This window comes from Motilimonas sp. E26, from assembly GCF_021278025.1.
Taxonomy (GTDB): Bacteria; Pseudomonadota; Gammaproteobacteria; order Enterobacterales; family CBDFNC01; genus Motilimonas.
The window spans coordinates 37,524-62,058 of sequence record NZ_JAIBHJ010000025.1 but is presented as its reverse complement, the minus strand read 5'-3'; the positions used below and the strand labels follow the sequence as shown (position 1 = coordinate 62,058).

At 43.6% G+C, this 24,535-nt stretch carries 25 protein-coding genes and 1 pseudogene; 16 read left to right on the top strand and 10 right to left on the bottom strand.

Annotated features, from left to right (window positions below; all coding sequences use genetic code 11):
- Positions 1-273 (top strand): annotated as a pseudogene (locus K1M91_RS17260) (hypothetical protein); the annotation flags it as partial.
- A 353-nt stretch (positions 274-626) separates the two neighbouring features.
- On the opposite strand, the gene K1M91_RS17255 reads toward K1M91_RS17260, so the two are convergent.
- Genes K1M91_RS17255 through hrpB form a run of 3 tightly spaced genes read right to left on the bottom strand, consistent with a single transcriptional unit; the run spans position 627 to position 6,229 of the window.
- Entirely contained in the window at positions 627-1,367 is a 741-nt protein-coding gene (locus K1M91_RS17255; protein WP_232803502.1) for an OmpA family protein, read from the bottom strand.
- 58 nt (positions 1,368-1,425) lie between these two features.
- On the bottom strand, positions 1,426-3,768 hold the full coding sequence (mrcB, locus tag K1M91_RS17250; RefSeq protein WP_232803501.1) for a penicillin-binding protein 1B: 2,343 nt from the start codon (positions 3,766-3,768) through the stop codon (positions 1,426-1,428).
- A gap of 1 nt (position 3,769) precedes the next feature.
- Positions 3,770-6,229, bottom strand: coding sequence for an ATP-dependent helicase HrpB (gene hrpB, locus K1M91_RS17245; RefSeq protein WP_232803500.1), 2,460 nt, complete (start codon positions 6,227-6,229; stop codon positions 3,770-3,772).
- Positions 6,230-6,392: 163 nt separating this feature from the next.
- Here hrpB and sfsA point away from each other — a divergent pair, with 163 nt between their 5' ends.
- From sfsA to panD, 8 genes are all read left to right on the top strand, one after another.
- The gene (sfsA, locus tag K1M91_RS17240; protein WP_232803499.1) at positions 6,393-7,109 is read left to right on the top strand and encodes a DNA/RNA nuclease SfsA; all 717 of its coding nucleotides are present in this window, start codon (positions 6,393-6,395) and stop codon (positions 7,107-7,109) included.
- 157 nt (positions 7,110-7,266) lie between these two features.
- On the top strand, positions 7,267-7,716 hold the full coding sequence (gene dksA, locus K1M91_RS17235) for an RNA polymerase-binding protein DksA (RefSeq protein WP_232803498.1): 450 nt from the start codon (positions 7,267-7,269) through the stop codon (positions 7,714-7,716).
- A gap of 71 nt (positions 7,717-7,787) precedes the next feature.
- Complete coding sequence (gene gluQRS / locus K1M91_RS17230; RefSeq protein ID WP_232803497.1) at positions 7,788-8,687, top strand: tRNA glutamyl-Q(34) synthetase GluQRS; 900 nt, start codon at positions 7,788-7,790, stop codon at positions 8,685-8,687.
- Positions 8,688-8,984: 297 nt separating this feature from the next.
- Positions 8,985-10,283 (top strand): polynucleotide adenylyltransferase PcnB, encoded by a 1,299-nt coding sequence (gene pcnB, locus K1M91_RS17225; RefSeq protein WP_303511573.1) that lies wholly within the window; start codon positions 8,985-8,987, stop codon positions 10,281-10,283.
- The gene (folK, locus tag K1M91_RS17220; RefSeq protein ID WP_232803496.1) at positions 10,280-10,780 is read left to right on the top strand and encodes a 2-amino-4-hydroxy-6-hydroxymethyldihydropteridine diphosphokinase; all 501 of its coding nucleotides are present in this window, start codon (positions 10,280-10,282) and stop codon (positions 10,778-10,780) included. Before pcnB ends, folK begins: the two co-directional genes overlap by 4 nt.
- A gap of 32 nt (positions 10,781-10,812) precedes the next feature.
- Entirely contained in the window at positions 10,813-11,607 is a 795-nt protein-coding gene (gene panB / locus K1M91_RS17215) for a 3-methyl-2-oxobutanoate hydroxymethyltransferase (protein ID WP_232803495.1), read from the top strand.
- Positions 11,608-11,617: 10 nt separating this feature from the next.
- Positions 11,618-12,472: a pantoate--beta-alanine ligase gene (gene panC / locus K1M91_RS17210; RefSeq protein ID WP_232803494.1), complete on the top strand. Its 855-nt coding sequence runs from the start codon at positions 11,618-11,620 to the stop codon at positions 12,470-12,472.
- Positions 12,473-12,544: 72 nt separating this feature from the next.
- Positions 12,545-12,925, top strand: coding sequence for an aspartate 1-decarboxylase (gene panD, locus K1M91_RS17205; RefSeq protein WP_232803493.1), 381 nt, complete (start codon positions 12,545-12,547; stop codon positions 12,923-12,925).
- Positions 12,926-12,989: 64 nt separating this feature from the next.
- Here the strand turns inward: panD and K1M91_RS17200 are convergent, their stop codons facing one another.
- The 4 genes from K1M91_RS17200 to hpt form a co-directional block, all read right to left on the bottom strand.
- A complete protein-coding gene (locus K1M91_RS17200; RefSeq protein ID WP_232803492.1) occupies positions 12,990-13,646 on the bottom strand; it encodes an SAM-dependent methyltransferase in 657 nt (218 codons plus the stop codon).
- Complete coding sequence (locus K1M91_RS17195; RefSeq protein WP_232803491.1) at positions 13,643-14,416, bottom strand: ABC transporter permease; 774 nt, start codon at positions 14,414-14,416, stop codon at positions 13,643-13,645. The genes K1M91_RS17200 and K1M91_RS17195 overlap by 4 nt, the downstream gene beginning before the upstream one ends.
- 1 nt (position 14,417) lies before the next feature.
- Positions 14,418-15,338 (bottom strand): ABC transporter ATP-binding protein, encoded by a 921-nt coding sequence (locus tag K1M91_RS17190; protein ID WP_232803490.1) that lies wholly within the window; start codon positions 15,336-15,338, stop codon positions 14,418-14,420.
- Positions 15,339-15,407: 69 nt separating this feature from the next.
- Positions 15,408-15,935: a hypoxanthine phosphoribosyltransferase gene (hpt, locus tag K1M91_RS17185; protein ID WP_232803489.1), complete on the bottom strand. Its 528-nt coding sequence runs from the start codon at positions 15,933-15,935 to the stop codon at positions 15,408-15,410.
- A gap of 240 nt (positions 15,936-16,175) precedes the next feature.
- Between hpt and K1M91_RS17180 the strand changes: the two genes are divergently transcribed.
- Positions 16,176-16,796 carry a TetR/AcrR family transcriptional regulator gene (locus K1M91_RS17180; protein ID WP_232803488.1) on the top strand — a complete coding sequence of 207 codons (621 nt, stop codon included), beginning with the start codon at positions 16,176-16,178 and terminating at the stop codon, positions 16,794-16,796.
- Between the two features lie 55 nt (positions 16,797-16,851).
- Here the strand turns inward: K1M91_RS17180 and K1M91_RS17175 are convergent, their stop codons facing one another.
- The 3 genes from K1M91_RS17175 to K1M91_RS17165 form a co-directional block, all read right to left on the bottom strand.
- Positions 16,852-17,469: a flavin prenyltransferase UbiX gene (locus tag K1M91_RS17175; protein WP_232803487.1), complete on the bottom strand. Its 618-nt coding sequence runs from the start codon at positions 17,467-17,469 to the stop codon at positions 16,852-16,854.
- A complete protein-coding gene (mpl, locus tag K1M91_RS17170; RefSeq protein WP_232803486.1) occupies positions 17,469-18,827 on the bottom strand; it encodes a UDP-N-acetylmuramate:L-alanyl-gamma-D-glutamyl-meso-diaminopimelate ligase in 1,359 nt (452 codons plus the stop codon). Before mpl ends, K1M91_RS17175 begins: the two co-directional genes overlap by 1 nt.
- Before the next feature lie 136 nt (positions 18,828-18,963).
- Complete coding sequence (locus K1M91_RS17165; protein ID WP_232803485.1) at positions 18,964-19,347, bottom strand: hypothetical protein; 384 nt, start codon at positions 19,345-19,347, stop codon at positions 18,964-18,966.
- 157 nt (positions 19,348-19,504) lie between these two features.
- Here K1M91_RS17165 and K1M91_RS17160 point away from each other — a divergent pair, with 157 nt between their 5' ends.
- The 6 genes from K1M91_RS17160 to K1M91_RS17135 all read left to right on the top strand — a co-directional run bounded on the left by K1M91_RS17160 (position 19,505) and on the right by K1M91_RS17135 (position 24,367).
- Complete coding sequence (locus K1M91_RS17160; RefSeq protein ID WP_232803484.1) at positions 19,505-20,410, top strand: hypothetical protein; 906 nt, start codon at positions 19,505-19,507, stop codon at positions 20,408-20,410.
- 427 nt (positions 20,411-20,837) lie between these two features.
- Positions 20,838-21,122, top strand: a complete 285-nt coding sequence (locus tag K1M91_RS17155) for a hypothetical protein (RefSeq protein ID WP_232803483.1) — start codon at positions 20,838-20,840, stop codon at positions 21,120-21,122.
- A 64-nt stretch (positions 21,123-21,186) separates the two neighbouring features.
- On the top strand, positions 21,187-21,888 hold the full coding sequence (locus K1M91_RS17150; RefSeq protein ID WP_232803482.1) for a DUF2796 domain-containing protein: 702 nt from the start codon (positions 21,187-21,189) through the stop codon (positions 21,886-21,888).
- A 36-nt stretch (positions 21,889-21,924) separates the two neighbouring features.
- Positions 21,925-22,620, top strand: coding sequence for an ABC transporter ATP-binding protein (locus K1M91_RS17145; RefSeq protein ID WP_232803506.1), 696 nt, complete (start codon positions 21,925-21,927; stop codon positions 22,618-22,620).
- A gap of 1 nt (position 22,621) precedes the next feature.
- Positions 22,622-23,878 carry an FtsX-like permease family protein gene (locus K1M91_RS17140; protein ID WP_232803481.1) on the top strand — a complete coding sequence of 419 codons (1,257 nt, stop codon included), beginning with the start codon at positions 22,622-22,624 and terminating at the stop codon, positions 23,876-23,878.
- Positions 23,879-23,881: 3 nt separating this feature from the next.
- Positions 23,882-24,367: a DUF3299 domain-containing protein gene (locus K1M91_RS17135; RefSeq protein WP_232803480.1), complete on the top strand. Its 486-nt coding sequence runs from the start codon at positions 23,882-23,884 to the stop codon at positions 24,365-24,367.
- Positions 24,368-24,535: the final 168 nt, after the last annotated feature.

Below are 24,535 nucleotides of genomic sequence, written 5' to 3'. Positions count from 1 at the left end.
CTTTTGGCGAAGCAAATTATAACCCTTTACCATGCTGCTCAAAAATCCATCGCGAAAGATCAACACGCCCTAGGGATGGCTTCAAGAAAACTGTATTTAGCCTCAGTTTTGCTTAAGCCAATTACGAGCGGATACAGTAATTTTACTGCGAAATGTCATGTTCAGGGATGCAAGCGTAAAGAGATGTATACCCGAACAATCTCAAGAAACAAAGTTCACCGTTATTCTCTAGGTCTTGCTTGGGTCTATTTACCGCGTTTTTGCAAGAAATAGCTGTCTTGCTTATCCAGAAGCACTCAGGTTCTTTAGTAATTACAAGGCTCAGGGGAACAAGGGCTAGTTTAAACAGCGAGTAAAAAATAGGCCGCCATATATTGTGAAGAGGTAATCGTTCGTAAACGGTGTAGAGACATAAGTTCAACCAATATCACAATATATAGGGCACTACTAAAAATACTATTTTGCTTTGCCATATTATCTTAGTTCTGTACAAGCCGAGCGCAGCAGAATGTTGTTTTTAGTGATGAAAGCGCGCTTATAATTCCCTAACTTAAAGCTAGTCGCTTCAAATAATATTTTAGACATAAAAAAACCGCCATCTGGCGGTTTTTACTAATGAAGGTGTATTATTTCATAACAAAATCAACACGACGGTTATCCGCCATACCTTCTGATGTATCGTTGCTTGAAGCTGGGTTACTTTCACCTAAGCTCTTAGTGCTTAACGCTGACGCGTCAGTACCAACAGAAGTCATGTAGTTGTACGCAGCTTCTGCACGCTTGCCACCTAACCACATGTTGTAACGCTCGGTACCTGAGCTATCAGTGTTACCTTGTAGTTCAATGTTCAAGCCATTTTGGCTAATTGCATCGGCTACACAGCTCATGTGGTGTTTCATACCACGACTTAATTCGTAATTATCAAATGCAAATTTTAACGGGGTAAAACCAACAACGCGGCCATCAACAGCTTGTACGTAATTCTTACACTGTGAAGGAACGAAGAAAGCAACTTCTTCAATTACTTCAACTTCCTCTACTACGGTACAACCAACTTCGTCAACAACATCGCCAGCAGGTGTATCTAGGCATTGATCATTACGGTTGGTCACGCCATCCATATCATCATCACCATCGTAGCACATTGCACCCGCTAGCGCAGCTGTCATCACAGTGGTCGCAACGCCACCGGTACCGGAAAAATCTAAACCAGCAGCGATAGCATAACCCACACCACCACCTAAGATGGCACAAATAACTGGTGGCGGATTGCTATTACCGTGTTCACCAACTGATGCTGTAGAAGAACAGCCAGAAACTAATAATGCTGAACTAACAGCGGTTGCTAAAAGTAATTTTCTATTCATTGTTGTTCCTGCCATTTTATTGTTTTAAGTACATCGGAGATTACTAAGTATAAGATCACTAGCCAAAAATTCTACTTAACCAACTAGGAATTTCTTTGATATTTTGTTTAGTACAGCCTTTTTGTGATACTAGTTGCGTTTTTTTAACAGGTAATTTAATCACGTTGTCACATGTATCATTGACTAATTGACCCGTTTTAGCAATGAACCGCCCCATCACGACATTGTCTGGCATTTCTAATTGGCTACTCTTGCCTTGTCTTTGTTTCATGTAAGAAGCAAATACAGGCACCGCACCACTCGATCCAGTTAGCCCTGCGGGTTTATTATCATCACGGCCAACCCAAACAGAAACAAGGTCTCGGTCATCCCAGCCCACAAACCAGCTGTCTCTCAGCTCATCAGTGGTGCCCGTTTTACCGCCCAATTTCACTTTGGGTACACGCCAGGTTAGGCTTTTGGCAGTGCCGGTTTGTGTCACTTCCTCAAGATTGTACAAGGTTAGATAGCTGGCAGCTTTATCAAGTACCCGTTTAGCACGCTCATTTTTTTCATAGATCACCTTTCCGGCACCGTCTGTAACCGCTCTAATGGTGACAAGAGGTTGGTAGAGACCTTGACTAACTAAAGTTTGATAAATTTGGTTAACGGCCATAGGCGACATTGAAACACTGCCGAGCACCAAAGAAGGATAAGGTTTAACAACTTTATCTAAGCCCATCTTATTTAAGGTCTTCACTACGTTATCTAAGCCAACAGCTACACCAAGATTAACAGTCGGAATATTCAGTGATGAACTCAGAGAATCATGCAACGACACGCTGCCGCGATATTTCTTATCATAGTTTTTTGGTACCCAAACGCTGCCAGACTTATTTTTTAATTTAATCGGCTTATCTTTTAAGATAGAGGCAAGATTATAATCTCCCTCAAGTGCAGTAACGTAAACGGCAGGTTTTACTAATGATCCTATCGGCCTCACCGCATCCATGGCACGGTTAAATCCGGCATATTTCACATCTCGGCCACCCACAACCGCAATCAACTCCGCTTTGCGTTTGTCTGAAACGACTATCGCCCCTTCAAGTCCCGATAACTTACGCGCCTTTTCTATATCCGTTAAACCTTGGGCTAAAGCATTTTCAGCACTGGCTTGCGCCACAGGATCAAGAGAAGTAAAAACCCGCACCCCAGATTGAATCACGTCTGTGCCGCCCACTTTTTCTTCCAGCTCACGCCGCACTAAAGATAAAAATGCTGGCGCCGTTTGCTTACCCATCGCGCCGCGTTTAATCACACCAATATCCGCCGAAGAAGCAACATCATATTCATGGCGCTCAATTAAGTCATTATCAGCCATTAGCTTAAGCACAAGGTCTCGCCTTGCGAGTGAACGCTCAGGTGCGCGCCACGGGTCATAGTAAGAAGGGCCTTTAACCAATGCCACTAGATGCGCAATTTGGCCGGCAGATAACTCAGACACAGGACGACCAAAGTAGAAATGACTTGCTAAGCCAAAGCCATAAATACCATTGGCGCCATTTTGACCGAGGTAAACCTCATTTAGATACGCCTCAAGAATACGATTTTTGTCATAACGAAAATCAATGATTAGTGCCATATAAGCTTCTTGAGCTTTGCGTAGCAATGAACGCTGACGTGTTAAAAAGATATTTTTGGCTAACTGTTGAGTAAGAGTACTACCGCCTTGCACCGTTTGCCCTGCTCGAACATTAGCCACCATGGCACGTAAAATGGCCATCACAGAAACGCCTTGATGTTGATAAAAGTCGCGATCTTCAACCAGCGTTAAGGTTTCAATTAATAAATCAGGCATTTTATCTAGCGTGACCATCATGCGGTCTTCGGCATTATTGGTGCCAATACGATCAATTAACAATGGCTCAAGCCTAACATAGCCAAGCTTTTGACCAGTTTCGACCAAGGTAATGGTGCTCACCGTGGCGCCGTTGAATTCAATCAAAATGCGTTTTTCTGGTTCCGGCCCATCTTTAAATACAAAACCACGACGCACAACCTCAATGCGTGTTTTTGATTGAGCATATTCCCCTGCTCGACGCGGTGATTGCACATAGCGATAATTAAGTAACTTAAGCTCAGCGATCATTTCACTTTTATCGAGCGCCATGCCGGGATACAAGGTTAACGGGCGCGCATAGACTTGCGCCGGAAGTTGCCACAGTTGGCCATCCATTCGAGTACGTATTTTGCTATCAAGATAAATGCCATAAATCAGCACACCAGCAAACATCACTAGACTGAATTTAAGCCCTGTTTTCCAAAACCATGCAAAAATATTTTGTCGATTAAATTTCGATTTTGGCTTTTTTTTACTGCGCTTACGCGGCGCTCGAAGCGTTGTTTTTTTTGGAGTAGCCATATTACTGCTCTGAATTCATGAATTTTTTGGTTTTAGTGGTCGCCTGCGCGGAACGAGGATCATCAGGCCAATAATGCTTGGGATAGCGTCCTTTCATTTCTTTTTGCACGTCTTTATAACTGCCTTGCCAAAAGCCCGCTAAGTCTTGAGTAGTTTGCAGAGGTCGACCCGCCGGAGACAATAACAGAATTGTGATTGCAGCACGACCATTGGCTATTTTTGGGGTGTCACTTAAGCCAAACATATGCTGCATTTTTACCGCTATAGCAGGGGGCTTATTTCCCTCATACTCTATTTTTACCGTGGAGCCAGCTGGCGTAGTGTAACTGTGCGGAAAGTAGTCTGCCAAAGCTTGTTGTTGTGGCCAAGTTAACCTTTGTTTAATCAGGTTTAACATGTCCAATTTTTTCACTTGCTCTAAGCTGGTGAGCTCCGTGATATAAGGCGCTAACCAAGCATCAATATTCTGACGTAAGCTGTCTTGATTGAGCACTGGCAGCGCTAATTCAGGCATTAATCCCCGCGCATATTCAACCAGCCCGATATAAGCTAACGCAGCCTTGCTTAACGGCAATTCGGGCAAAGCGAGTATACCTTGCAGCAATGCTTGGGAGCGCTGCTCAGCGTTGATTTTTGTCAGCGGTTGACTGCTTAATACAATCGACCCTACACGCTCCTGCTTCGTTCCTTTTACCTTATTACTACTGCTGTCCCAACACACCTCTTGATGCGTGTTGAATAAATGTGGCTGATATTGCTTGAGGGTTGACAGCTCAAGAGGAGCAGCCGTAAAAGCCTGTAACGCTTGTTGTTTGCCAACACCGCCAAGTTGCGGGATCACCAACCACTCATGATTAAACAAGCTTTGCTCGGAAAAAAGTTTCACGCCCAAACCTGAACTAAGTAGCCAATTGTCACTATTCGTCCCCGCTCGCTTACGAGCAATGCGATCAGGATAAGCCAGCACCAAAGCCAAGCCTGTTAATGCCACGGGTAAAGCCGCAGGGGGGACTAAATCTAACTTGTTCAAGGTTTGCAGATACTGCTGCTGGTCGACCCTATTAAACTTTGATTCCACTGCGCGGGATAAATCAAATTCCCTTTGCTGCTGGTTTAATAAAACCGCTAATTTTGCTGCTAACGCAGTAAAGCCAACCAGATTAAATTGTTGCTCTAATTCCTTAGCGGCCAATAACATATGTGCTTCGCGCGGCGAGCCAGAAAAAGCTAACATGGCTTGACCATGAGCCGTTAACTGGCCCGCTGGCGTGAGGGCGCCAAGTTGATTGAGTATGTTAACGGCTTGCTGCCAATTGCGCTCAGGCGGTAAAGTCAACCAAGATAGCGCATCTGCTTGCTGCACGCCCCAACCCGCTAGCTCTAACACCAGAGCGCTCAAATCAGCCACCATAATATCAGGTAAACTGTATTGCTCTAAACTCGCATACATTTCTTTATTGATCAGTCGATAACAACTACCTGCTTGAATCCGCCCTGCTCGCCCCATACGCTGTGTAGCAGCCGCTTGACTGATCAAACGTGTGGTTAAGGTGCCAATGCCGGTTTTGTGATCAAGTTTTAAGCGCCGCTCGCGCATCGAGTCCACCACTACACTGATGCCAGCAATGGTTAAACTGGTTTCTGCGATATTAGTAGCAAGCACAATTTTACGCTGACCCGCTGGTGGCTCAGCAATCGCAAGACGTTGTTCATTGAGAGGCATCGCGCCATAAAGAGGGCAAATATTCACGTCTTGCCATTCTTGCTGCTGTAACAATTTAGCGAGGTTAACAATTTCTTTTTTACCCGCTAAAAAAACCAAAATATTACCGCTTTCATTGGCAACGATCTGTTTGATCAACAGCGCTAAATCTTGCTCTATATACTGGTTTTTCGGGCTCCGGTAATGAAGCTCAACCGGATACATACGACCTTCACAAGTTAACACCTTAGCGTCAGGCATTAACTCAGTAAGGGGTTGGTTATCCAATGTCGCTGACATCACTAATATATGTAGATCGTCACGTAATCCAGCTTGTACATCCAAGCATAACGCTAAACCTAGATCTGCCTGTAAGTTACGCTCGTGGAACTCATCAAAGATCACCATCCCTATCCCAGTCAGTTCAGGATCTGTCTGTAGCATTCGAGTGAGCACACCTTCGGTGACAATTTCTAAACGCGTATGCTTTGATACAACCGTTTCACCACGCATTCTATAACCCACTGAATCACCGATTTCTTCATTAAGCTGCTCAGCCAGGTAATAAGCAATATTTTTTGCTGCAAGCCGACGAGGCTCTAACAAGATAATTTTACCTTGAACATGGGACGTAAGATTTAATAAGAATAAAGGTAATGCTGTCGACTTCCCCGCCCCCGTTGGCGCTTGTAATATAATTTGCTGATGACTAGATAAGCTAGACTGTAAGACTGGAAATATACTTTCTATGGGCAACACAACAACGACCGCAGTTAGATAATAGCTGGCACTATCTTAACGCAAGCGCCCTTGACTAAAAACTCTAACCCGCCCTCTATTTTATTTATCTCTTTAAAAAAATTGCCTCAATAACGAAAGATCTTTACCCTGCCTGCCATCTACCATCGCCAGTGGAGCATACATGCAATTTACCCCGCCATTACAAGCCGCCACATTAGTTAAGCGCTACAAACGTTTTTTAGCCGATGTCATACTAGAAGATGGCCGCGAAGTCACGGTACACATTGCTAATACAGGAGCCATGACTAACTGTGGTTCGCCGGGTGACACTATTTGGCTAAGTTATTCTGACAACAGTAAAAGAAAATATGCTTATAGCTGGGAGTTAAGCCAAACCCAAACTGGCCAGCTTATTTGTGTAAACACCCAAAGAGCGAACCAAATTGTAAAGCAAGCGTTGCTTGAACAGCGCATTCCCGAACTCGCGCAATATTCAACCATTCAAGCAGAAGTGAAATATGGCGATGAGAATAGCCGTATTGACTTTCTACTAAACGATGATGAGCTAGCAGATTGCTATGTGGAAGTAAAAAGCGTCACCTTATTGGATCAAGAAAACGGCTGGTTCCCAGATACTAAGACGCCGCGCGGACAAAAACATCTAAGGGAGCTGATGGCCATCAAACAAACTGGCGCACGTGCAGTGCTGCTATTTGCAGTAATGCATTCAGGGATAAAAACCGTCAGTGCGGCAAAACAAATAGATCCCATCTATAATCAGTTGATCAATGAAGCACAGCTGGCTGGCGTAGAAATATTAGTCTATCAGGCTGAACTCTCTGCCACAGAGCTTTATCTTAATAAAAAACTAGTTTGGTTAAATAACCAACAAGATTGATGAGTTCGTCATGTGTAATTGGCAGTAAAACCTAGGATTAATTGTAGCTTGAGCAAATAAATATAAATTGCAATTGATCCAAGTCAGCTATTTTGCTATAGATAGCCGCCTTATTTTTGCTTCCATCACTAGTTAAGTGTGAAAAAGGAGAAACGTCATGCCAGAAGGCAAGGCTAAAAAAACACTGGGCGTATTAGCTATTGCTGGGCTTGAACCTTATAAGGAAAAGCCTGGCGAAGAATACATGAATGACGCTCAACTTGAGCACTTTAAAGTCATTCTAGAAGCTTGGCGCAACCAGTTAAGACAAGAAGTGGACCGCACTGTTGGCCATATGAAAGATGAAGCGGCTAACTTTCCTGATCCAGTAGACCGCGCAGCACAAGAAGAAGAGTTCAGTCTTGAATTACGTGCTCGTGACCGTGAACGTAAGTTGATCAAGAAAATTGAGAAAACGTTGCAAAAAATTGAAGATGGCGACTTCGGTTACTGCGACAGCTGTGGCATCGAAATTGGCATCCGCCGTTTAGAAGCAAGACCGACAGCCGATCAATGTATTGATTGTAAGACCCTTGCAGAAATCAAAGAACGTCAATTGGTGGGTTAATCCCCCCTTAGTTGAAATTGAAGGGGCTTCGGCCCCTTTTGTTCACTTTAATGCGTGTATAAATACTTCTAATGACCCCCCCAACCCCACACTGCGTCCCAAATCACTATATTGGCCGCTTTGCCCCTAGCCCTTCAGGGCCGTTGCATTTTGGTTCACTGATTGCTGCTCTCGGTAGCTATTTACAAGCCAAGTCACAGCAAGGCACTTGGTTGGTACGGATAGAAGATATCGATCCACCGCGTGAAGTAGCTGGCGCAGATCAAGCCATTTTGCGGAGTTTAGAACAATATGGCTTACATTGGGATCAAGAAGTACGGTATCAAAGCCAGCAGTCTGACTACTACGAGGATGTGATAGCAGAGCTAAAGCAACGGGGCTTATGTTACGCTTGCCAATGCACCCGAGCGCAGATTAAACAACAAGGTGGTCTATATTTGGGCCATTGTCGCCACCTTGGCCTAGGCGCTAAAGGACACGCTATTCGCTTACAAGCCGATAAGGGCATCACCGCGTTTAATGATAAATTACAAGGTGAAGTGACGATTCCGCACAACATGGCAACGGAAGATTTTATTATTAAGCGTAAAGATGGTTTGTTTGCCTATAACCTAGCGGTTACTTTAGACGACATTCAGCAAGGCATTACCGAAGTTGTCAGAGGCGCAGACTTACTGCTGCCAACAGCAAGACAAATTGGCTTAATGCAACAACTTAATGCGCCCGTGCCTGACTATGTACATTTACCTTTAGCAGTAACAAAGCCAGGCTTTAAACTGTCGAAACAGAATCACGCACCAGCCATTTCAGACTTAGATGTAACCTTAACAACTTGGCAAGCGCTTGCATTTCTTGGCCAACAACCACCACCAGAACTGCAATCAAGTGGTCAACAAACCCTGCTAGATTGGGCGATTGCTCATTGGTCGTTGGATAAAGTTGCGCACCAAGATGAAATAATACTCAGTTAATAAGCCAACTTAAGGTTGCTTGCATAAAAAGAACTGCACGAATGTTGTAAATATGCCAAGCGAATACTGAACAAATACGGAGTTAAGTTGTGTTTAACTTAACCCTTGCATATTATAGGCGCCTAAAATATCAGCGCGATCTAGAGGACATAGACCATTAAGCGTATAAAAGAATTTTGCAAAAAAGTGTTGGGTAAAAAATCTCAACCGCGCACAACTCCAGCTGCGTCAGCAAACACCCCAACTACAACCAAACCTGCCACGCCAAAAGAAGCAAAGGTAAAGGCAAGTGTGCCTGTGACCAATAGCACCTCTATTCATCGCAGTGAACACAGCATTTCACGCAATGACATCAGTGAGAATGCATTGAAAGTATTGTATCGCTTACATAAATCTGGCCACAAAGCTTACCTAGTTGGTGGCGGTGTTCGCGACTTATTACTCGGGTTAAAACCAAAAGATTTTGATATCGCAACCGATGCAACACCGGAACAGGTTAAAAAATTATTTAGAAACTGCCGCTTAGTCGGTCGTCGCTTTCGTCTAGCCCATATACTATTTGGCCGCGACATTATTGAAGTGGCGACCTTACGCGGCCATCACAGTGACGAAGAAACGGAAAAGAATACTTCTTCTCAATCTCAAGAAGGCATGCTGCTACGTGACAACGTATATGGTTCAATAGAAGAAGATGCTGAACGCCGTGATTTCACCGTTAATGCGCTTTACTATGATATAGCCGACTTCTCACTACGTGATTTTTGTCATGGCCTAGACGATCTTGAATGCCGCCGCATTGAATTAATTGGCGATCCTGAAACTCGCTATCGTGAAGACCCCGTACGCATGCTGCGCGCAGTGCGCTTTGCGGTAAAACTACAGATGGAAATTAGTGAGCGAACCAAAGCCCCCATTACAAAGTTAGCTCCGCTATTGAAAGATATTCCACCTGCCCGTTTATTTGAAGAAAGCTTAAAGCTGATGTTATCAGGCCAAGGTTTAGCAACTTATAAAATGCTGCAGCAATACCAGCTATTACAACAGCTTTACCCAGTATCTTTTGTTAATGGTGACGATCCTAAGTCAGAAGCACTGATCCACGCGGCACTGGCCAACACTGATGAGCGAATTAAAGCCGACAAACGCGTCACGCCTGCATTCTTGTATGCCGCTATCTTATGGTATCCAGTCGAACAAAAGACCCAAGAAATTTTAACTGAAAGTGGTCTGCCATTTAACGACGCGTTTTTAATGGCAATGAACGAAGTACTCGATTTCCAAGTGAAAAGTGTGGCAATACCAAAACGCTTTACCTCGACCATGCGGGATATTTGGGTATTGCAAACGCGGATGTCAAAGCGTTATGGCAAACATGCTTACCGCATCTTCCATCATCCTAAATTTCGTGCTGCCTACGATTTCTTACAACTTCGTGCCGACAACGAAGGTGGTGAGTTGGTTGAGCTATTTGAATGGTGGACCGATTTCCAAGAGCAAGATGAAGACGGCAAACGCTCGATGGTGGCTAAATTAAGTAAACCTGCGACTAAAAAACGTCGTTATTACAAAAAAAAACCTAGGCCAACATCATCATGACCCGCACGACCAAACTTTGCTATATCGCTCTGGGCAGTAATCAGGGCGATCCCGTGAGCAAAGCCCAGTCCGCCATAGCCGTGCTTAAACAAACTGCAGAGCTAAACATTACGGCTGTTTCTAGCTTGTATCGCAGCGCGCCAATGGGACCGCAAGATCAACCCGACTATATTAATGGCGTTATCGCACTAGAAACTGAACTTCCCCCTCTTGCCTTGCTGGATTTACTGCAAAAAATTGAGCTAGAACACGGTCGCGAGCGTAAAAATGAACGCTGGGGCCCTCGCACCCTAGACCTCGATATTCTGTTGTATGGTCAAGAAAACATTAATAACGCGCGTTTAACAGTGCCGCACTATGGCATGAAACAGCGAGAGTTTGTAATATACCCCCTTTTAGAGATAGCGCCGCAGCTTATGCTACCATGTGGCGCAAGTCTAATCAGCCTTGCTGCTCAATGTGACAGAAATGGCTTAGAAATCTATCAGACCAGTTAGCTTTTATCCTGGCTGAGCGTAATGGAGACAAGATGAGTAAAATATCCGCATCCCGCCTATTGAAAATGAAGCAAGAGCAGCAAAAAATCACCTGCATTACCGCCTATGATGCCAGCTTTGCGAGCCTATTTGATCAAGCAGGCATTCAGGTATTACTGATTGGGGATTCTCTTGGGATGGTACTTCAAGGGCATGACTCTACTTTGCCCGTCACCATTGACGATATTTGTTATCACACGCGTGCCGTTAAAGCGGGTGCAGAAAAAGCGTTAGTGGTTGCTGACTTACCCTTTATGACTTACTCAAGCCCAGAGCAAACTTATGCTAGCTCAGCGCAACTTATGCGCGCGGGTGCCCATATGGTTAAGCTTGAAGGTGGACAATGGTTAACTGAAACCGTTACCGGCCTTACCCTGCGTGGTGTACCTGTTTGTGGTCACTTGGGATTAACGCCACAATCGGTGAATGTGTTTGGCGGTTATAAAATACAAGGGCGTGACGAAGAACAAGCCGAACAGCTGTTGCAAGACGCATTAGCACTAGAAGCAGCAGGCATACAATTACTCGTACTTGAGTGTGTACCGGTTCCCGTTGCTGAAAAAATTACTCAAGCTCTGAGCATTCCCGTTATTGGTATCGGTGCGGGCAACGTTACCGATGGACAAATTCTCGTGATGCATGATGCGTTTGGTATTTCAGCAGGCTTTTGCCCTAAGTTTTCAAAGAACTTTCTCTCTGAAACTGGCGATATTAGAAAAGCTGTGGCTTTGTACAAAAGCCAAGTTGAAAGTGGTGAGTTCCCCGCTCAAGAGCACAGTTTTTATTAGGCATTAATACATGGACATCACCCATAATATCGAGCAAATTCGCGCCACGGTAAACGAGTGGCGCCAACAAGGGCTAACAGTTGCGTTTGTACCCACTATGGGAAACCTGCATCAAGGTCATCTCACCTTAGTGAACACTGCGAAGCAACACGCTGACAAAGTAGTTGTGAGTATTTTTGTTAATCCGATGCAATTTGATAATGCCACAGATTTACAAGCCTACCCGAGAACCCTAGATCAAGATGCGCAGTTGTTAGTGGCTAACCACGCCGATTTGCTCTTTACGCCAACGCCAGAAGTTATATACCCACAAGGCATGGAAAAGCATACTTATGTGCACGTGCCAGGTATATCAGAATTGCTAGAAGGCGCCCTCAGGCCAGGCCATTTTCGCGGTGTTAGCACTGTGGTTACCAAATTGTTTAATATCGTCCAGCCAGATGTAGCCTGTTTTGGCGAAAAAGATTTCCAACAACTGGCTTTGATCCGAAAAATGACCACCGATCTTGCTTTGCCGATTGAAATTATCGGCGTGCCGACAGTCCGCGCCGAGTCTGGCTTAGCCCTTAGCTCGCGCAATGGTTACCTTACTCCTGAAGAATTAGCGATAGCGCCCTATTTACATCAAGTTATGCAGGCCATTGCTGATAAAATAACGGCAGGTGAGCGTGATGTGTCTGGGTTAGTCAACGAATTTAGCAAGCAACTCGATGCTAAAGGGTTTAAAACAGATCAAATTGATATTGTCGATGCTGATTCTTTGCTGCCACTGTCCGCCACAAGTAACACAGCTGTAATACTGATGGCAGCCTTTTTAGGCAAGGCAAGGTTGATTGATAATCGCACAGTAAATTTGCACCCTTAGACAATTTATTTTATATTGCACCGCTCAAATAGGCCCTAATTCATTTGAGTTGAACACGGAGAAAAAATTGCCATGCAAAAGGTAATGTTAACAGGCAAACTGCATCAAGCGCGTGTGACTCACGCAGAGCTTAATTATGAGGGCTCATGTGCTATCGACCAAGATTTTATGGAAGCGGCCGGTATTCTTGAGTACGAAAAAATTGAAATTTATAACATCGAAAATGGTGCGCGTTTTTCAACTTACGCCATCGTAGGTGAGCGTGGCTCGAAGATCATTTCAGTTAATGGCGCAGCAGCCCGTATGGCAGCAGTAGGTGATCGCGTGATCATTTGTACTTACGCTTCAATGGACGATGCTGAAATTAAGCAACATAAGCCAAGCTTAGTTTACCTAGATGCGCAAAATAACATAGTGCGCACGAGTAAAGACGTTCCTATCCAAGTTGCATAAACTGTCAGCTTTACGATGCATAAAAAAGGACGATAACTCGTCCTTTTTTATTGCCTATGAAAAATTACAAATGCAGCTGTAACCGCCAAGAATCCTGGCCACTGGCCCAATATTTTCGCTCAAATGGCGTAATTGCTTCCTCACTTTGATATTGCTCGACTTTAGTTTCAAAGCCTGCGATCCCTAACGATGCCGCAAACTCATCAACATAGGTTTGCCAATTACTGCGTACCTCTAACTTACCGCCAAGCTTGAGAATGTAAGGGAACACCGAACTGCCATGCCAACGACGTTGAAAGTGCTTCGCTTTTGGCCAGGGGTTTGGATAGAGTAAGTAATGATGACTTAGCTGCCAGCCAGCTTCTACCGCTAAACGCCAAAAGTCATTCAAATCAACTTGTAACAATACCGCATTGTCAGGCAAGCTGATCGGCGTTTTAGCCAAACGATGAGCTGACTTATCTAAGCCAATCACCACCGCGTCAGGATGCATTTGCGCAATTTTCACCGTGCTTTCACCAACACCACAACAAGAGTCAAAAATAATCGGCCGGCTATCGCCTGCTAATTGCTGTGCTAACGCATTAAATGCAGTTAACGTGTGCTCTTGATATGGTTTTTGAAAGTCAGTTGTTAAATGCTTTCGTACTACCGTTTCAAGCTGTTCGTTAAGCCCAACTTGATTTGAAACAACCTTACGAGAATTACCCAATTCGTTCAACTTCTTAACCCTATGCCTTTGTTTACTAAATAATATGCGACGCTATAAAACACAGCAATGAAGCTGCAAATCACTAGCAATGAGACCCAAACAGAGACATCTGATACACCCAAAAAGCCATAGCGAAAAGCATTTATCATGTAAACGATTGGATTAAGCTGAGACACCCCTTGCCAAAAATCAGGCAGCATACTGATTGAGTAAAATACGCCGCCTAAATACGTCAACGGAGTGAGCACAAACGTAGGGATGATACTAATGTCATCGAAGCTCTTTGCAAATATAGCATTAATCAATCCTGCTAAGGCAAAGGTAATGGACGTCAAGAGTACAGTAACAACTAATGTAAAGAAGTGGTGGATCTGTAAGGTAACAAAAAACTGCGAAATACAGGTCACAATCAAGCCGACTAATAGTCCACGAGCCACACCACCACCGATGTAACCCAAAATCATAATGTGATTTGGTACAGGCGCCACCAGCAACTCTTCGACATTACGCTGAAATTTAGCACTATAAAATGAAGAAGCTACATTCGAGTATGAGTTAGTGATTACCGACATCATAATTAAACCCGGTACAATGAAAGACATGTAGCTCACGCCCCCCATTTCACCAATGCGAGAGCCAATCAAGTTACCAAAAATAACGAAATAAAGGCTCATAGTGATCGCTGGCGGCACTAAGGTTTGTACCCAAATACGTGTAAAACGATAGATTTCTTTAATTAAGATACTTTTAAAAGCAGTGAAATACAGCTGACCTTTCATTTTAGTGACTTCCTTGTTGTACCAGTTCAACAAATAGCTCTTCCAGCCGATTACTCTTATTGCGCATACTTAATACTTGAACTCCCTGCTCGGTAAGCTTTGCAAAGGTGGCATTAAGTCCTTCATCTTTCAGCACTTCCACTTCTAAAGTGTGCTCATCTATGCGAGTAAACTCTTCACCTAACTGCAGTTGTTCAGGCAAAGTACTGGTGTCGAGCACAAAGGTCTCTTTTGCAATACGAGCAAGCAACGACTTCATACTGGTATTTTCAATCAGCTCACCTTGATTAATGATGCCGATATTTCGACACAAGGTTTCGGCTTCTTCCAAGTAGTGAGTGGTTAACACTATGGTAATCCCCTCTTTATTTAGCTGCTGCAAGAAAACCCACATTGAGCGTCTTAGTTCAATGTCCACACCGGCGGTTGGCTCATCTAAAATCAGCAGTTTAGGCTGGTGCATTAAGGCCCTCGCTATCATCAAACGACGCTTCATTCCCCCCGATAAGGTACGACTTTGCTGTTTACGCTTATCCCACAAGTCTAACTGCTTTAAGCAGATTTCAGCGCGTTGCCACGCTTCCTTGCGGGGCAAACCATAATAGCCAGCTTGATTTACTAGTATTTGTTCAACCGCTTCAAACTGATTGAAATTAAATTCTTGAGGTACTAAACCTATATGGCGTTTGGCATCTTCAAGGTGCGTGTCTATATCGTCACCAAATATTTTCACTTCTCCTGAAGTTTTATTCACTAGTGAACTTAAAATACCAATAGTTGTCGATTTACCTGCCCCATTAGGACCGAGCAAAGCGTAAAAGTCGCCTTGCTTGACGGTTAAACTAATTCCCTTTAAAGCAGTATTACCACCTTTATAAATTTTTATTAAATTTTTAATTTCAATCGCGTTCAACCAAGTCATCCTTTTATTAATAATGAGTGAATTACGGTACCTCGATTTGAGCGGTTAAACTCTTTTATATAGTATCTATTATTCAGGTACCACTTTACCGATAAAAGGTAAATTTCTATATTTTTGTGCGTAATCGATACCGTAGCCCACCACAAATTCATCAGGAATTGAAAAGCCAACCCAGTCAACAGGTACTTCTACCTGGCGACGGACAGGCTTATCTAACAGGGTACAGATAGTCAGCGACGCAGGATCACGCATCAGCAACATTTCACGAATTTTGTTTAAAGTAAAACCTGTATCAATGATGTCTTCAACAATCAGCACGTCTTTGCCACGAATTTCATCATCCAAATCTTTTTTGATTTTTACTTCACGTGAACTTTCCATTTTATTACCGTAACTTGATGCCGTCATAAAGTCTAACTGCACGGGCAAGTTTACTTTTCGGCTTAAATCAGCCAATAAAATACAAGAGCCTCTTAACAAACCGATCATGACTAAGCATTCAGTATCTTTGTATTTTAATTCTATTTCTTTTGCCATTTCACTGACGCGTTGTTGCACATCTTGTTCAGAGATTAAAACTTCTACTGAATGTTTCATATTCGATTCCTAAATATTGCTTTTTTAATAACACAGTTAATAATAAATTAGTAACTAACAAAACTCGGTGAGTTCAAACTCAAGTAGCGAATTATTCTGAGTTATGCGTTTTTAATATACTGAAAATGTAATTTTACAGTCTATTGAGTGTACTAATATGGCCGTAAATGATAGTCTTCCGCCGTATAAAATAAAATTATATTTTCATAATAATAACAGCAGTAGACAGTAGACAATATCATGGAACCACGCGCAGAATTTAGACGCCGAACAAGATTGGCACCGGAAGCCCGCCGCAAACAGCTCATGGAATGTGCACTTGAAGTTTTCTCTAAACGAGGAATCGGACGTGCAGGCCACGCTGAAATTGCTGAGTTAGCCCAAGTATCAGTCGCCACGGTGTTTAACTATTTTAACACCCGAGAAGACCTAGTAAATGCTGTACTCACCGAAGTAGAGCTTTATTTCAGAGGTATTGCCTCTGCCGCATTCGTGCAAAGTAAAGATCCGATGGAAACCATCCACGATTACATTGCCTTTGTAGTAGAAGCAGCATATACCAAACCCGATTATACCCACATTTGGTTAGAATGGAGTTCTTCAGTTCGTGAAGAAATCTGGCCTCGCTATCTCAAATTGCTGGCGCATAACACTGAGTTAATGAAAAAAGTCATTAAACCTGGGTTTGATAACAACACCTTTGAGTGCAGCTTAACCGTCGATGAGTTTTGTCGAGCATTAACAGGTTGTGGCTATATGATCATTCAAATGATCAATCAGCCTAGCAATCCGTCGCAAGAAAAAGTGATAGAGTTTGTTTATAACTACATCACCGCAATCTTAAGACCAACTGCTAAGTAATACATAATAAAAAAGCTGCTTCGGCAGCTTTTTTTTTCTTCAATTTAACGCTTCGCTAATCCTCACAGCCCCAACGCTGGCTGGCATTATTATCAATGCCAAGATGGTCAAGAATTCGCGCCACCATAAAATCGAGCAACTCATCTATTGAGCTTGGTTTATGATAAAAACCTGGCGCAGCTGGCATAATAGTGACCCCCATTTGCGATAGGCTCAGCATATTCTGCAAATGTAGCGTCGAAAATGGCGTTTCACGTGGCACCAAAATTAACCGCCCACGCTCTTTTAAAATAACATCGGCCGCGCGCTCCACTAAATTATCGGATAAGCCGTGAGCGATTGCTGCTAACGTGCCGCCACTACAGGGGCAAATAACCATGGTTTTAGGTGCGCCTGAGCCTGATGCGACGGGAGAAAACCAATCTTTCGATGCCCAGACCTTAATTTGTTCCGGCTGAGCTTGATGCTGCTCGGTTAAATGCGTCGCTAATGCCTGTGGCTCATCAGGCCAAACTTCTTCTAGTTCAGTACGCACCACAATTTTAGCCGCGTCAGACATTAAAAAATGCACTTGGTAACCCGCCCGAACTAAAGCAGATAATAGTCTGGTGCCATAAGCAGCACCAGAGGCACCGGTTAAGCCTAATGTTAAGCTACCGTTAAATTGTCTCACTATAACTCCTCTCGCTGAGCCAGTCGCTCAATCAACCGCTGATGAATACCACCAAAACCACCATTACTCATGATTAATACACTATCTCCTGATTTTACTTGTAACAGTATATGTTCAAGTAAGGCTCTGAGATCAGATTCAATGATGGCGGGGGTATCACTATTACTAAAACATGCGGGTAATGACCAGTTAAGCCCTTCTGGCTGCAAGCAATAGATCATATCTGCGGCTTGTAATGACGTGACTAATTCATGTTGGTGAGTGCCCATTTTCATGGTGTTGGAGCGCGGCTCTAATACAGCTAAAATACGCCCTTTACCGACCTTAGCCCGCAGTCCTGCTAATGTTGTTTTGATTGCTGTGGGGTGATGGGCAAAATCATCATAAACCTTAATCCCGGCCACCTCGCCTTTTAGCTCCATTCGACGTTTGGCATTTTTAAACTCACCTAACGCCGCAATACTGTGTTCAGGCAACACGCCAACATGTTTCGCTGCGGCAATGGTGGCTAACGCATTAGCAATATTATGATCTCCCAATAAAGACCAGCTCACGCGCCCTTGTAGTTGCTGTTGATAAAAAACATCGAATACGGTGCCATCAGCAATCACCTTTTCCGCTGACCAATCACCATTTAATGTTTGCAACTCACTCCAGCATCCTTGCTCTAATACTTGGTTAATGGCTGGTGTTTGGGTTGGATAAATGATTTGCCCTTGTTGCGGAACAAGACGGACAAGGTGATGAAACTGACGCTGAATAGCGGCCAAATCAGGAAAAATATCCGCATGGTCAAATTCTAAGTTATTAATAATCAGCGTGCGCGGTTTGTAGTGAACGAACTTCGAGCGCTTATCAAAGAAAGCACTGTCATATTCATCGGCTTCAATCACAAAAAATGGCGTGTCGCCCAAACGAGCAGACATACCGAAATTTTCTGGTACGCCGCCAATAAGGAAACCCGGAGCCATCCCTGCAAACTCCAATACCCAAGCCAACATGCTGGAAGTAGAGGTTTTACCATGAGTACCTGATGCTGCTAGCACCCATTTATCTTTGAGCACAAATTCGTTCAGCCATTGCGGTCCAGAAATGTAAGGCAAGTTAAGATTAAGCATGGCTTCAACGCAAGGGTTGCCTCGGCTCATGGCGTTACCAACGACAATCAAATCTGGCGTTGGGTTCAATTGAGATGGGTCATAACCCTGAATGAGCTCGATGCCTTGCTCTTCAAGTTGTGTGCTCATCGGCGGATAAACATTAGCATCCGAGCCCGTTACCCGGTGCCCTAATTGCTTGGCCAAAATAGCTAACCCCCCCATAAAGGTGCCGCAAATGCCTAGAATATGAATGTGCATACTGCTCTCTCTGTCTAATTTATTGAGCCCAGTAACGACTTAGGCTCCATTGAAAGCATGTTAACGTAACCACAAAACTAAGGCTAGAACACCCATAACTTAAACCGAGTTAACGCACAGTCAAAACAGCATTGGCCTAGGGCTTTAATTGCCCTTTTTCGGTTTTCCCCTGTCTAGGAGGCTTAATAGGATCAACAGGAACCATACTTTCCGGCGGATCGATTTGAATAAACATCGACGCCCCTGCGCCATGATAAGGGCGATAAAATAGGTCGTTACATTGGTAGAACAGCTGCGGTTTAGGCCAGCGCACACAACCCACAGGTAACTGATATAACCAGTTGAGCCCTTGTTGGTTTTTAAGCTGTTCACGCCATTGATGATCAGCCAAAATTTGCTGCTTAAGCGTCCATGGGTCGGTTTTTTGTTCGGTGCTTTTTTGCACTGTCACCGTTCCAGCTAACACCGGAAAAAATATTTGCAGGCAGCAAAGCAAGCAGCCCCATTGTTTATATTTCATTAGCCCAACTCTTTTGTTAGTAACTTTATTCGTGCTAGAAGCCATTTTACGAAGCAAAATTTATTCCATTTACTTAGAAAAAAATACAATAAAAAATTTGATCTAGATCGAGTTTTTGTCCTATTTGTTAAAGCAGGGTAAGTTTTATAAGGTGGATATGATGAAACAACTTTTAACTTTGCTAACACTGCTAATATCCACTCAGGCATATGCTGTCCTTCCCCAAGAAAATGACGGAGCGACGTTAAAACTGGATTGGTTTTGGCAGAATGAATCTGGGAAACAACAAGTAGTGCAAGCCTTATTTACCCGCAATCAGGTGAAACAAGGAGTGCAGGACCAACAAAAAATTAATTTTACCCTCAACGCCCCTATCCGAGCCTTACATGGTTATATTGGTCCACGGCTGATGCATGTACTAGATAGCATAAATTCAGTATCGCCCGAACATGCGACAAAATTTGTTAGCATCGAACATGCTTTTTCTGTCAAGGATACCAGCCCAGAATCAACTCTGTTTTGGCAAGCTTACTATCAATACCAAGATGACGCCTTTAATTTTTTAAGAGTTAGCCCTTGCTTGACGCAAAATGAGGTAGATGGCCCTTGCATTAGGCCAAATTACTCACAGATATTTTACAGCTATCGCCAGTCATTTAGCGGCTTAGCCGAGCAGTTAAGATCCCATGAAGGCGCATCGATCTCAATTCAAAATGCGCAGAGTTGGTTACTCAATATTCCTAATGCTGAGGAGCACCATGACCGCTTTTCCCCTCCGCTCACCGTGTTATTAGAAAACGTGGCTGACAGCGATGAACGCGCGTTACTATTGGCAACCTTGATTAGCCAGATTGCGCCAGATTACCGTATGTTTCTGGTTTATCCCGCTAACAGCAATGGCAGTGCTTCACCCGCTTGGTTGACCATTGAAGCCCGTAGTGGTGCAAGTGGCACACCAGTAGTGATAGATAATAATGAACACACCTTATTAACTGGCTCACCTGCACTATTAAAAGAAATGATGACCACACAAACTCCCATGGTCAGTGAACCGTTGTATTAGCGCTCTGTAATACAGGCCCAAATTGATAATCCGCAGTTTACTAGGGTCTGTTGAACTTTTGTGCTGGTTTTTACAGCGATTTGCTGGTAATTCATACAAAACGTTCGTTGTGGCCAGCACCTTGTGGCATAGTAATCTACGCGAACAGGCGCTAACGCGGTAGAAATGACCAACAAACGCTGTCCCACTGATTCGGCTAAAAGCGTTTTGACCATCGTTGAGCAGTATTTACTTAGAATGCTAAGCTACACACTGCTTACCTTGCTCAAAACGCTTTTAGACAAGGTCTCCCCTCTCGAACAAAAATTAACCATCAAAGATCAACAGACCCTAGTGGTTGGATAAAAAGGTCGAATAAATAGTAAAAACTTCAGACAGGTTGATATAACATAACACTCGTTTGTTATTTAGCTTTGTAGGGACTTTTTTGCCGTCGTCTCAGCGTGTGTTATCTATGCTTTGTTTAACCCTTTGGCTGCTTGGCCAAGGGGTACTTGCGTTGCACTGGCAACACGACCATTTAAGTGAAATCAACACATTAAATGATGCTTCTTGTGCACTTTGCATTCATGCAAAACAATATACTTCAGCTAATTTACCGATAGCCATTTCACTCGTGGCCATCACCCTGTTATTGTATATCACTCGAATACCTGCCACCGCGTCTTCTAGCCCCTTTTATGCAGCAGGCCCACGCGCACCACCTTATTAAACGTAATATCATCAATGCTTTTATCTATTACATACTATGAAAACCATTTATTAAGGTGTTTAACATGCAATTTCGTTTAAAAAAAATCGGTTCATTAAGTTTTGTCGCATTAGCCTGCATCAGTAGTCACGTATTGGCGGACGATCATGAACACCGCGCCCACGGCAGTCACGAGCATGGCGCAGCTAACATTGATTTAGTGCTCGAAGGTAATGAGCTCGCTTTTGACTGGATGTCGCCCGCGGCCAATTTACTCGGTTTTGAACATCAGGCGAAAAATGACGAGCAAAAGCAGAAACTGGCTGAAGTGGCATCTCTACTCGCACAACCAAAGCATATTTTAGTCTTACCCGACGCGGCAGGTTGTAAAGTGACAGAGCACAATATCGACAGTGAACTTTTCACGATGAACCTAAGCCCAGAGAAGCATAACGACAAGCATCATGACGACGAACATCATGACGGCGAGCATCATGACGACGAACATCACGACAGCGAGCATCATGACGGCGAGCATCACGACGGCGAACATCATGACGGCGAGCATCACGACGATAAGCATCATGAAGACGAGCATCAGGATGCTCACTCTGACGTCACTGTAAGCTATCACTTTGAATGTGCTAACCCTGACGAAATATCATCTCTTTCTTTTAGTTTATTTGACCATTTCTCATTAACCGAAAAAGTGCAAATCCAAGGTATCATCAACAGTCAACAAATGGCTAAAACTCTGACGCCGAAAGATCACTCATTAACTTGGTAAGGGAGCATCAGCTCAGTATCCATGAATAAATTACCTATTTTAACTATTCAGGATCTCAAGTTCGGTTGGCTGAAAAGCCAACCGCTCACTATTGAGATAGATCACCTTAGTATTAACAAAGGTGATAAAGTATTTTTGAAAGGCCCCAGTGGTTGTGGAAAATCCACACTACTAGGCCTAATGACAGGGATTAACCAACCCTATAGCGGAACCATCTCGATGTTGGATAAAGAGCTGACAGCGCTGAAAGGGAGCCAAAAAGATCACTTTAGAGCTGATCATTTAGGTTATATTTTTCAGCAGTTTAATCTACTGCCTTACTTGAGTGTGATTGAAAATGTAACGCTACCATGTTTCTTTTCCAAAGCACGAAAGGACAAAGCATTGGCCAGCTCCGGCTCATTAGAGCAAGAGGCAAAACGCTTACTGAGTCATCTTGAAATACCAAACAAGTTAATTCATCGCCAAGTAACTGAACTCAGTATCGGCCAGCAACAACGGGTGGCAGCAGCGAGAGCATTAATTGGTAAGCCGGAATTTATTATTGCAGATGAGCCCACCTCATCTCTTGATACCGACGCCAGAGAATCTTTCATCAAGTTATTGTTTAACGAATGTGTTGAAACGGATATTAGTTTAATTTTTGTCAGTCACGATGCCAGCCTACAAGGCTTGTTTGACCATCAAATAGACTTGCCAACACTAAACAAAGCCACTCAAACAGGAGCATAATATGGCCATTGCTAAATTAGCGCTCAAAAGTTTATACAATCGCCGTGGCACAGCCATTTTAACGGTGTTTGCAATTGCGCTTAGTGTCACCTTGCTACTCGGAGTCGAGCGAGTTAGAACACAGACCAAAGAAAACTTTGCTAACACGTTATCAGGCACCGATTTAATAGTTGGCGCACGTACCGGACAAGTACAACTGTTACTCTATTCTGTATTCAGAATTGGCAATGCCACCAATAATATTTCTTGGCAAACCTATCAAGAAATTGCCAATGATAAAGCCGTAAAATGGAGCGTCCCTTTTTCCCTAGGTGATTCACATCGAGGCTTTCGTGTTCTAGGTACCACCCCCGACTACTTTAAACATTACCGATTTGGTCAGAAACAAAATTTAAGCTTTAATCAAGGCCAGTCTTTTGACGGCCCCATTGAAGCTGTGCTTGGTGCCGAAGTGGCTAAAAAGCTTAACTACCAACTTGGTCAAAAAATAGTTATTGCTCACGGCAGCAGTGATGTGTCTTTTACTAAACACGACAACTTGCCCTTTAAAGTTGTGGGGATTCTTGACCCCACAGGGACCCCCGTTGACCGTACGGTACATGTTTCTTTAGCAGGCATTGAAGCGATTCATTTTGGCTGGCAAAATGGCGCACCAAGAGGTGGCAAATTACAAGCAGAGCAATTAGATCAAGTAACACTTGAGCCAGAGGTCATAACGGCATTTATCGTTGGTTTAAAGTCCAAAATGCATACCTTTGCATTACAACGGAAAATTAATGAATACCAACAAGAAGCCATCATGGCCGTACTTCCAGGTGTTGCGCTGCAAGAATTATGGAGCACGATGAATATGGCCGAAAATGCCTTGTTAGTGGTATCCGGTTTTGTCGTGGTATCTGGTTTATTAGGCATGCTAACCACCCTACTCACTAGCTTAAATGAACGTCGTCGCGAAATGGCTATCTTACGCTCGGTCGGCGCAAGACCTGGTCATATATTTAGCTTGCTTATTTCAGAAGCGGGCGTGCTCGCATTGGCTGGAGCCTTAACCGGTGTCGGCTTATTGTATGCATTAATTTTGCTGATAAGACCTATTGCTATGGATATGTTTGGTATATATGTAAGGTTATCGGCTTTAACCCATTATGAACTTATTTTATTATCTATCGTGGTAATATCAGGTTTTGTAATAGGTTTAATACCTGCATGGCGCGCGTACCGCATGTCTCTTGCTGATGGCATGACTATTAGGATATAAAAAATGAAATACTTAAAACGCATACTCTTAAGCACGATAGTTACTTTACCCATGCTTGTTCATGCTGAAGTTGTCACTATGGAATGGGAAGAGTTACTGCCCGAAGCGGAGCGTATTGCACAAGCCAAAGCTGCTGAGCTCAACCATGACGGTAGCGTAGCTAATCAACCTCAGAGTCAGGAAGTGAATGTTCGCAGTGATCTTAACAGCAAAACAATCCGCCTTCCCGGCTTCGTGGTGCCCTTAGAGGGCGATGAGAATAACATCACGGAATTCTTTTTAGTGCCTTATTTTGGCGCTTGTATTCACGTGCCACCCCCACCACCAAACCAAATCATCTACGTAAAATATCCAAAAGGAGCCCCTGTTGATGATGTTTGGGGAGCCGTTTGGGTTGAAGGAACCATTAAAGCTGAAACCATGAGTAATGATCTAGCTACGGTTGGATACACTATGGAAGGCATTAAAGTTGAGGTTTACGAAGAATAACACTTACTGATTGGTGATAGCTAAATAAACGCTATCGCCAATCAGAATAACGAGCAGAATGACAATAAAATTAATAGATATAAGCGGCCAACGCGACCAGCCCCACTAAATAGCCGACACCTAACAGAATATTCCATACTTTCTTTTTCAAAATAATCATGCCATTCT

Coding starts and splice junctions, on each gene's coding strand:
- K1M91_RS17150 (WP_232803482.1), top strand. CDS start 21,187: ATGCAATTTCGTTTAAAAAAAATCGGTTCATTAAGTTTTGTCGCATTA.
- folK (WP_232803496.1), top strand. CDS start 10,280: ATGACCCGCACGACCAAACTTTGCTATATCGCTCTGGGCAGTAATCAG.
- panD (WP_232803493.1), top strand. CDS start 12,545: ATGCAAAAGGTAATGTTAACAGGCAAACTGCATCAAGCGCGTGTGACT.
- sfsA (WP_232803499.1), top strand. CDS start 6,393: ATGCAATTTACCCCGCCATTACAAGCCGCCACATTAGTTAAGCGCTAC.
- K1M91_RS17165 (WP_232803485.1), bottom strand. CDS start 19,347: ATGAAATATAAACAATGGGGCTGCTTGCTTTGCTGCCTGCAAATATTT.
- K1M91_RS17135 (WP_232803480.1), top strand. CDS start 23,882: ATGAAATACTTAAAACGCATACTCTTAAGCACGATAGTTACTTTACCC.
- K1M91_RS17160 (WP_232803484.1), top strand. CDS start 19,505: ATGATGAAACAACTTTTAACTTTGCTAACACTGCTAATATCCACTCAG.
- mpl (WP_232803486.1), bottom strand. CDS start 18,827: ATGCACATTCATATTCTAGGCATTTGCGGCACCTTTATGGGGGGGTTA.
- K1M91_RS17180 (WP_232803488.1), top strand. CDS start 16,176: ATGGAACCACGCGCAGAATTTAGACGCCGAACAAGATTGGCACCGGAA.
- K1M91_RS17195 (WP_232803491.1), bottom strand. CDS start 14,416: ATGAAAGGTCAGCTGTATTTCACTGCTTTTAAAAGTATCTTAATTAAA.
- mrcB (WP_232803501.1), bottom strand. CDS start 3,768: ATGGCTACTCCAAAAAAAACAACGCTTCGAGCGCCGCGTAAGCGCAGT.
- K1M91_RS17255 (WP_232803502.1), bottom strand. CDS start 1,367: ATGAATAGAAAATTACTTTTAGCAACCGCTGTTAGTTCAGCATTATTA.
- K1M91_RS17190 (WP_232803490.1), bottom strand. CDS start 15,338: ATGACTTGGTTGAACGCGATTGAAATTAAAAATTTAATAAAAATTTAT.
- panB (WP_232803495.1), top strand. CDS start 10,813: ATGAGTAAAATATCCGCATCCCGCCTATTGAAAATGAAGCAAGAGCAG.
- panC (WP_232803494.1), top strand. CDS start 11,618: ATGGACATCACCCATAATATCGAGCAAATTCGCGCCACGGTAAACGAG.
- gluQRS (WP_232803497.1), top strand. CDS start 7,788: ATGACCCCCCCAACCCCACACTGCGTCCCAAATCACTATATTGGCCGC.
- K1M91_RS17140 (WP_232803481.1), top strand. CDS start 22,622: ATGGCCATTGCTAAATTAGCGCTCAAAAGTTTATACAATCGCCGTGGC.
- hpt (WP_232803489.1), bottom strand. CDS start 15,935: ATGAAACATTCAGTAGAAGTTTTAATCTCTGAACAAGATGTGCAACAA.
- dksA (WP_232803498.1), top strand. CDS start 7,267: ATGCCAGAAGGCAAGGCTAAAAAAACACTGGGCGTATTAGCTATTGCT.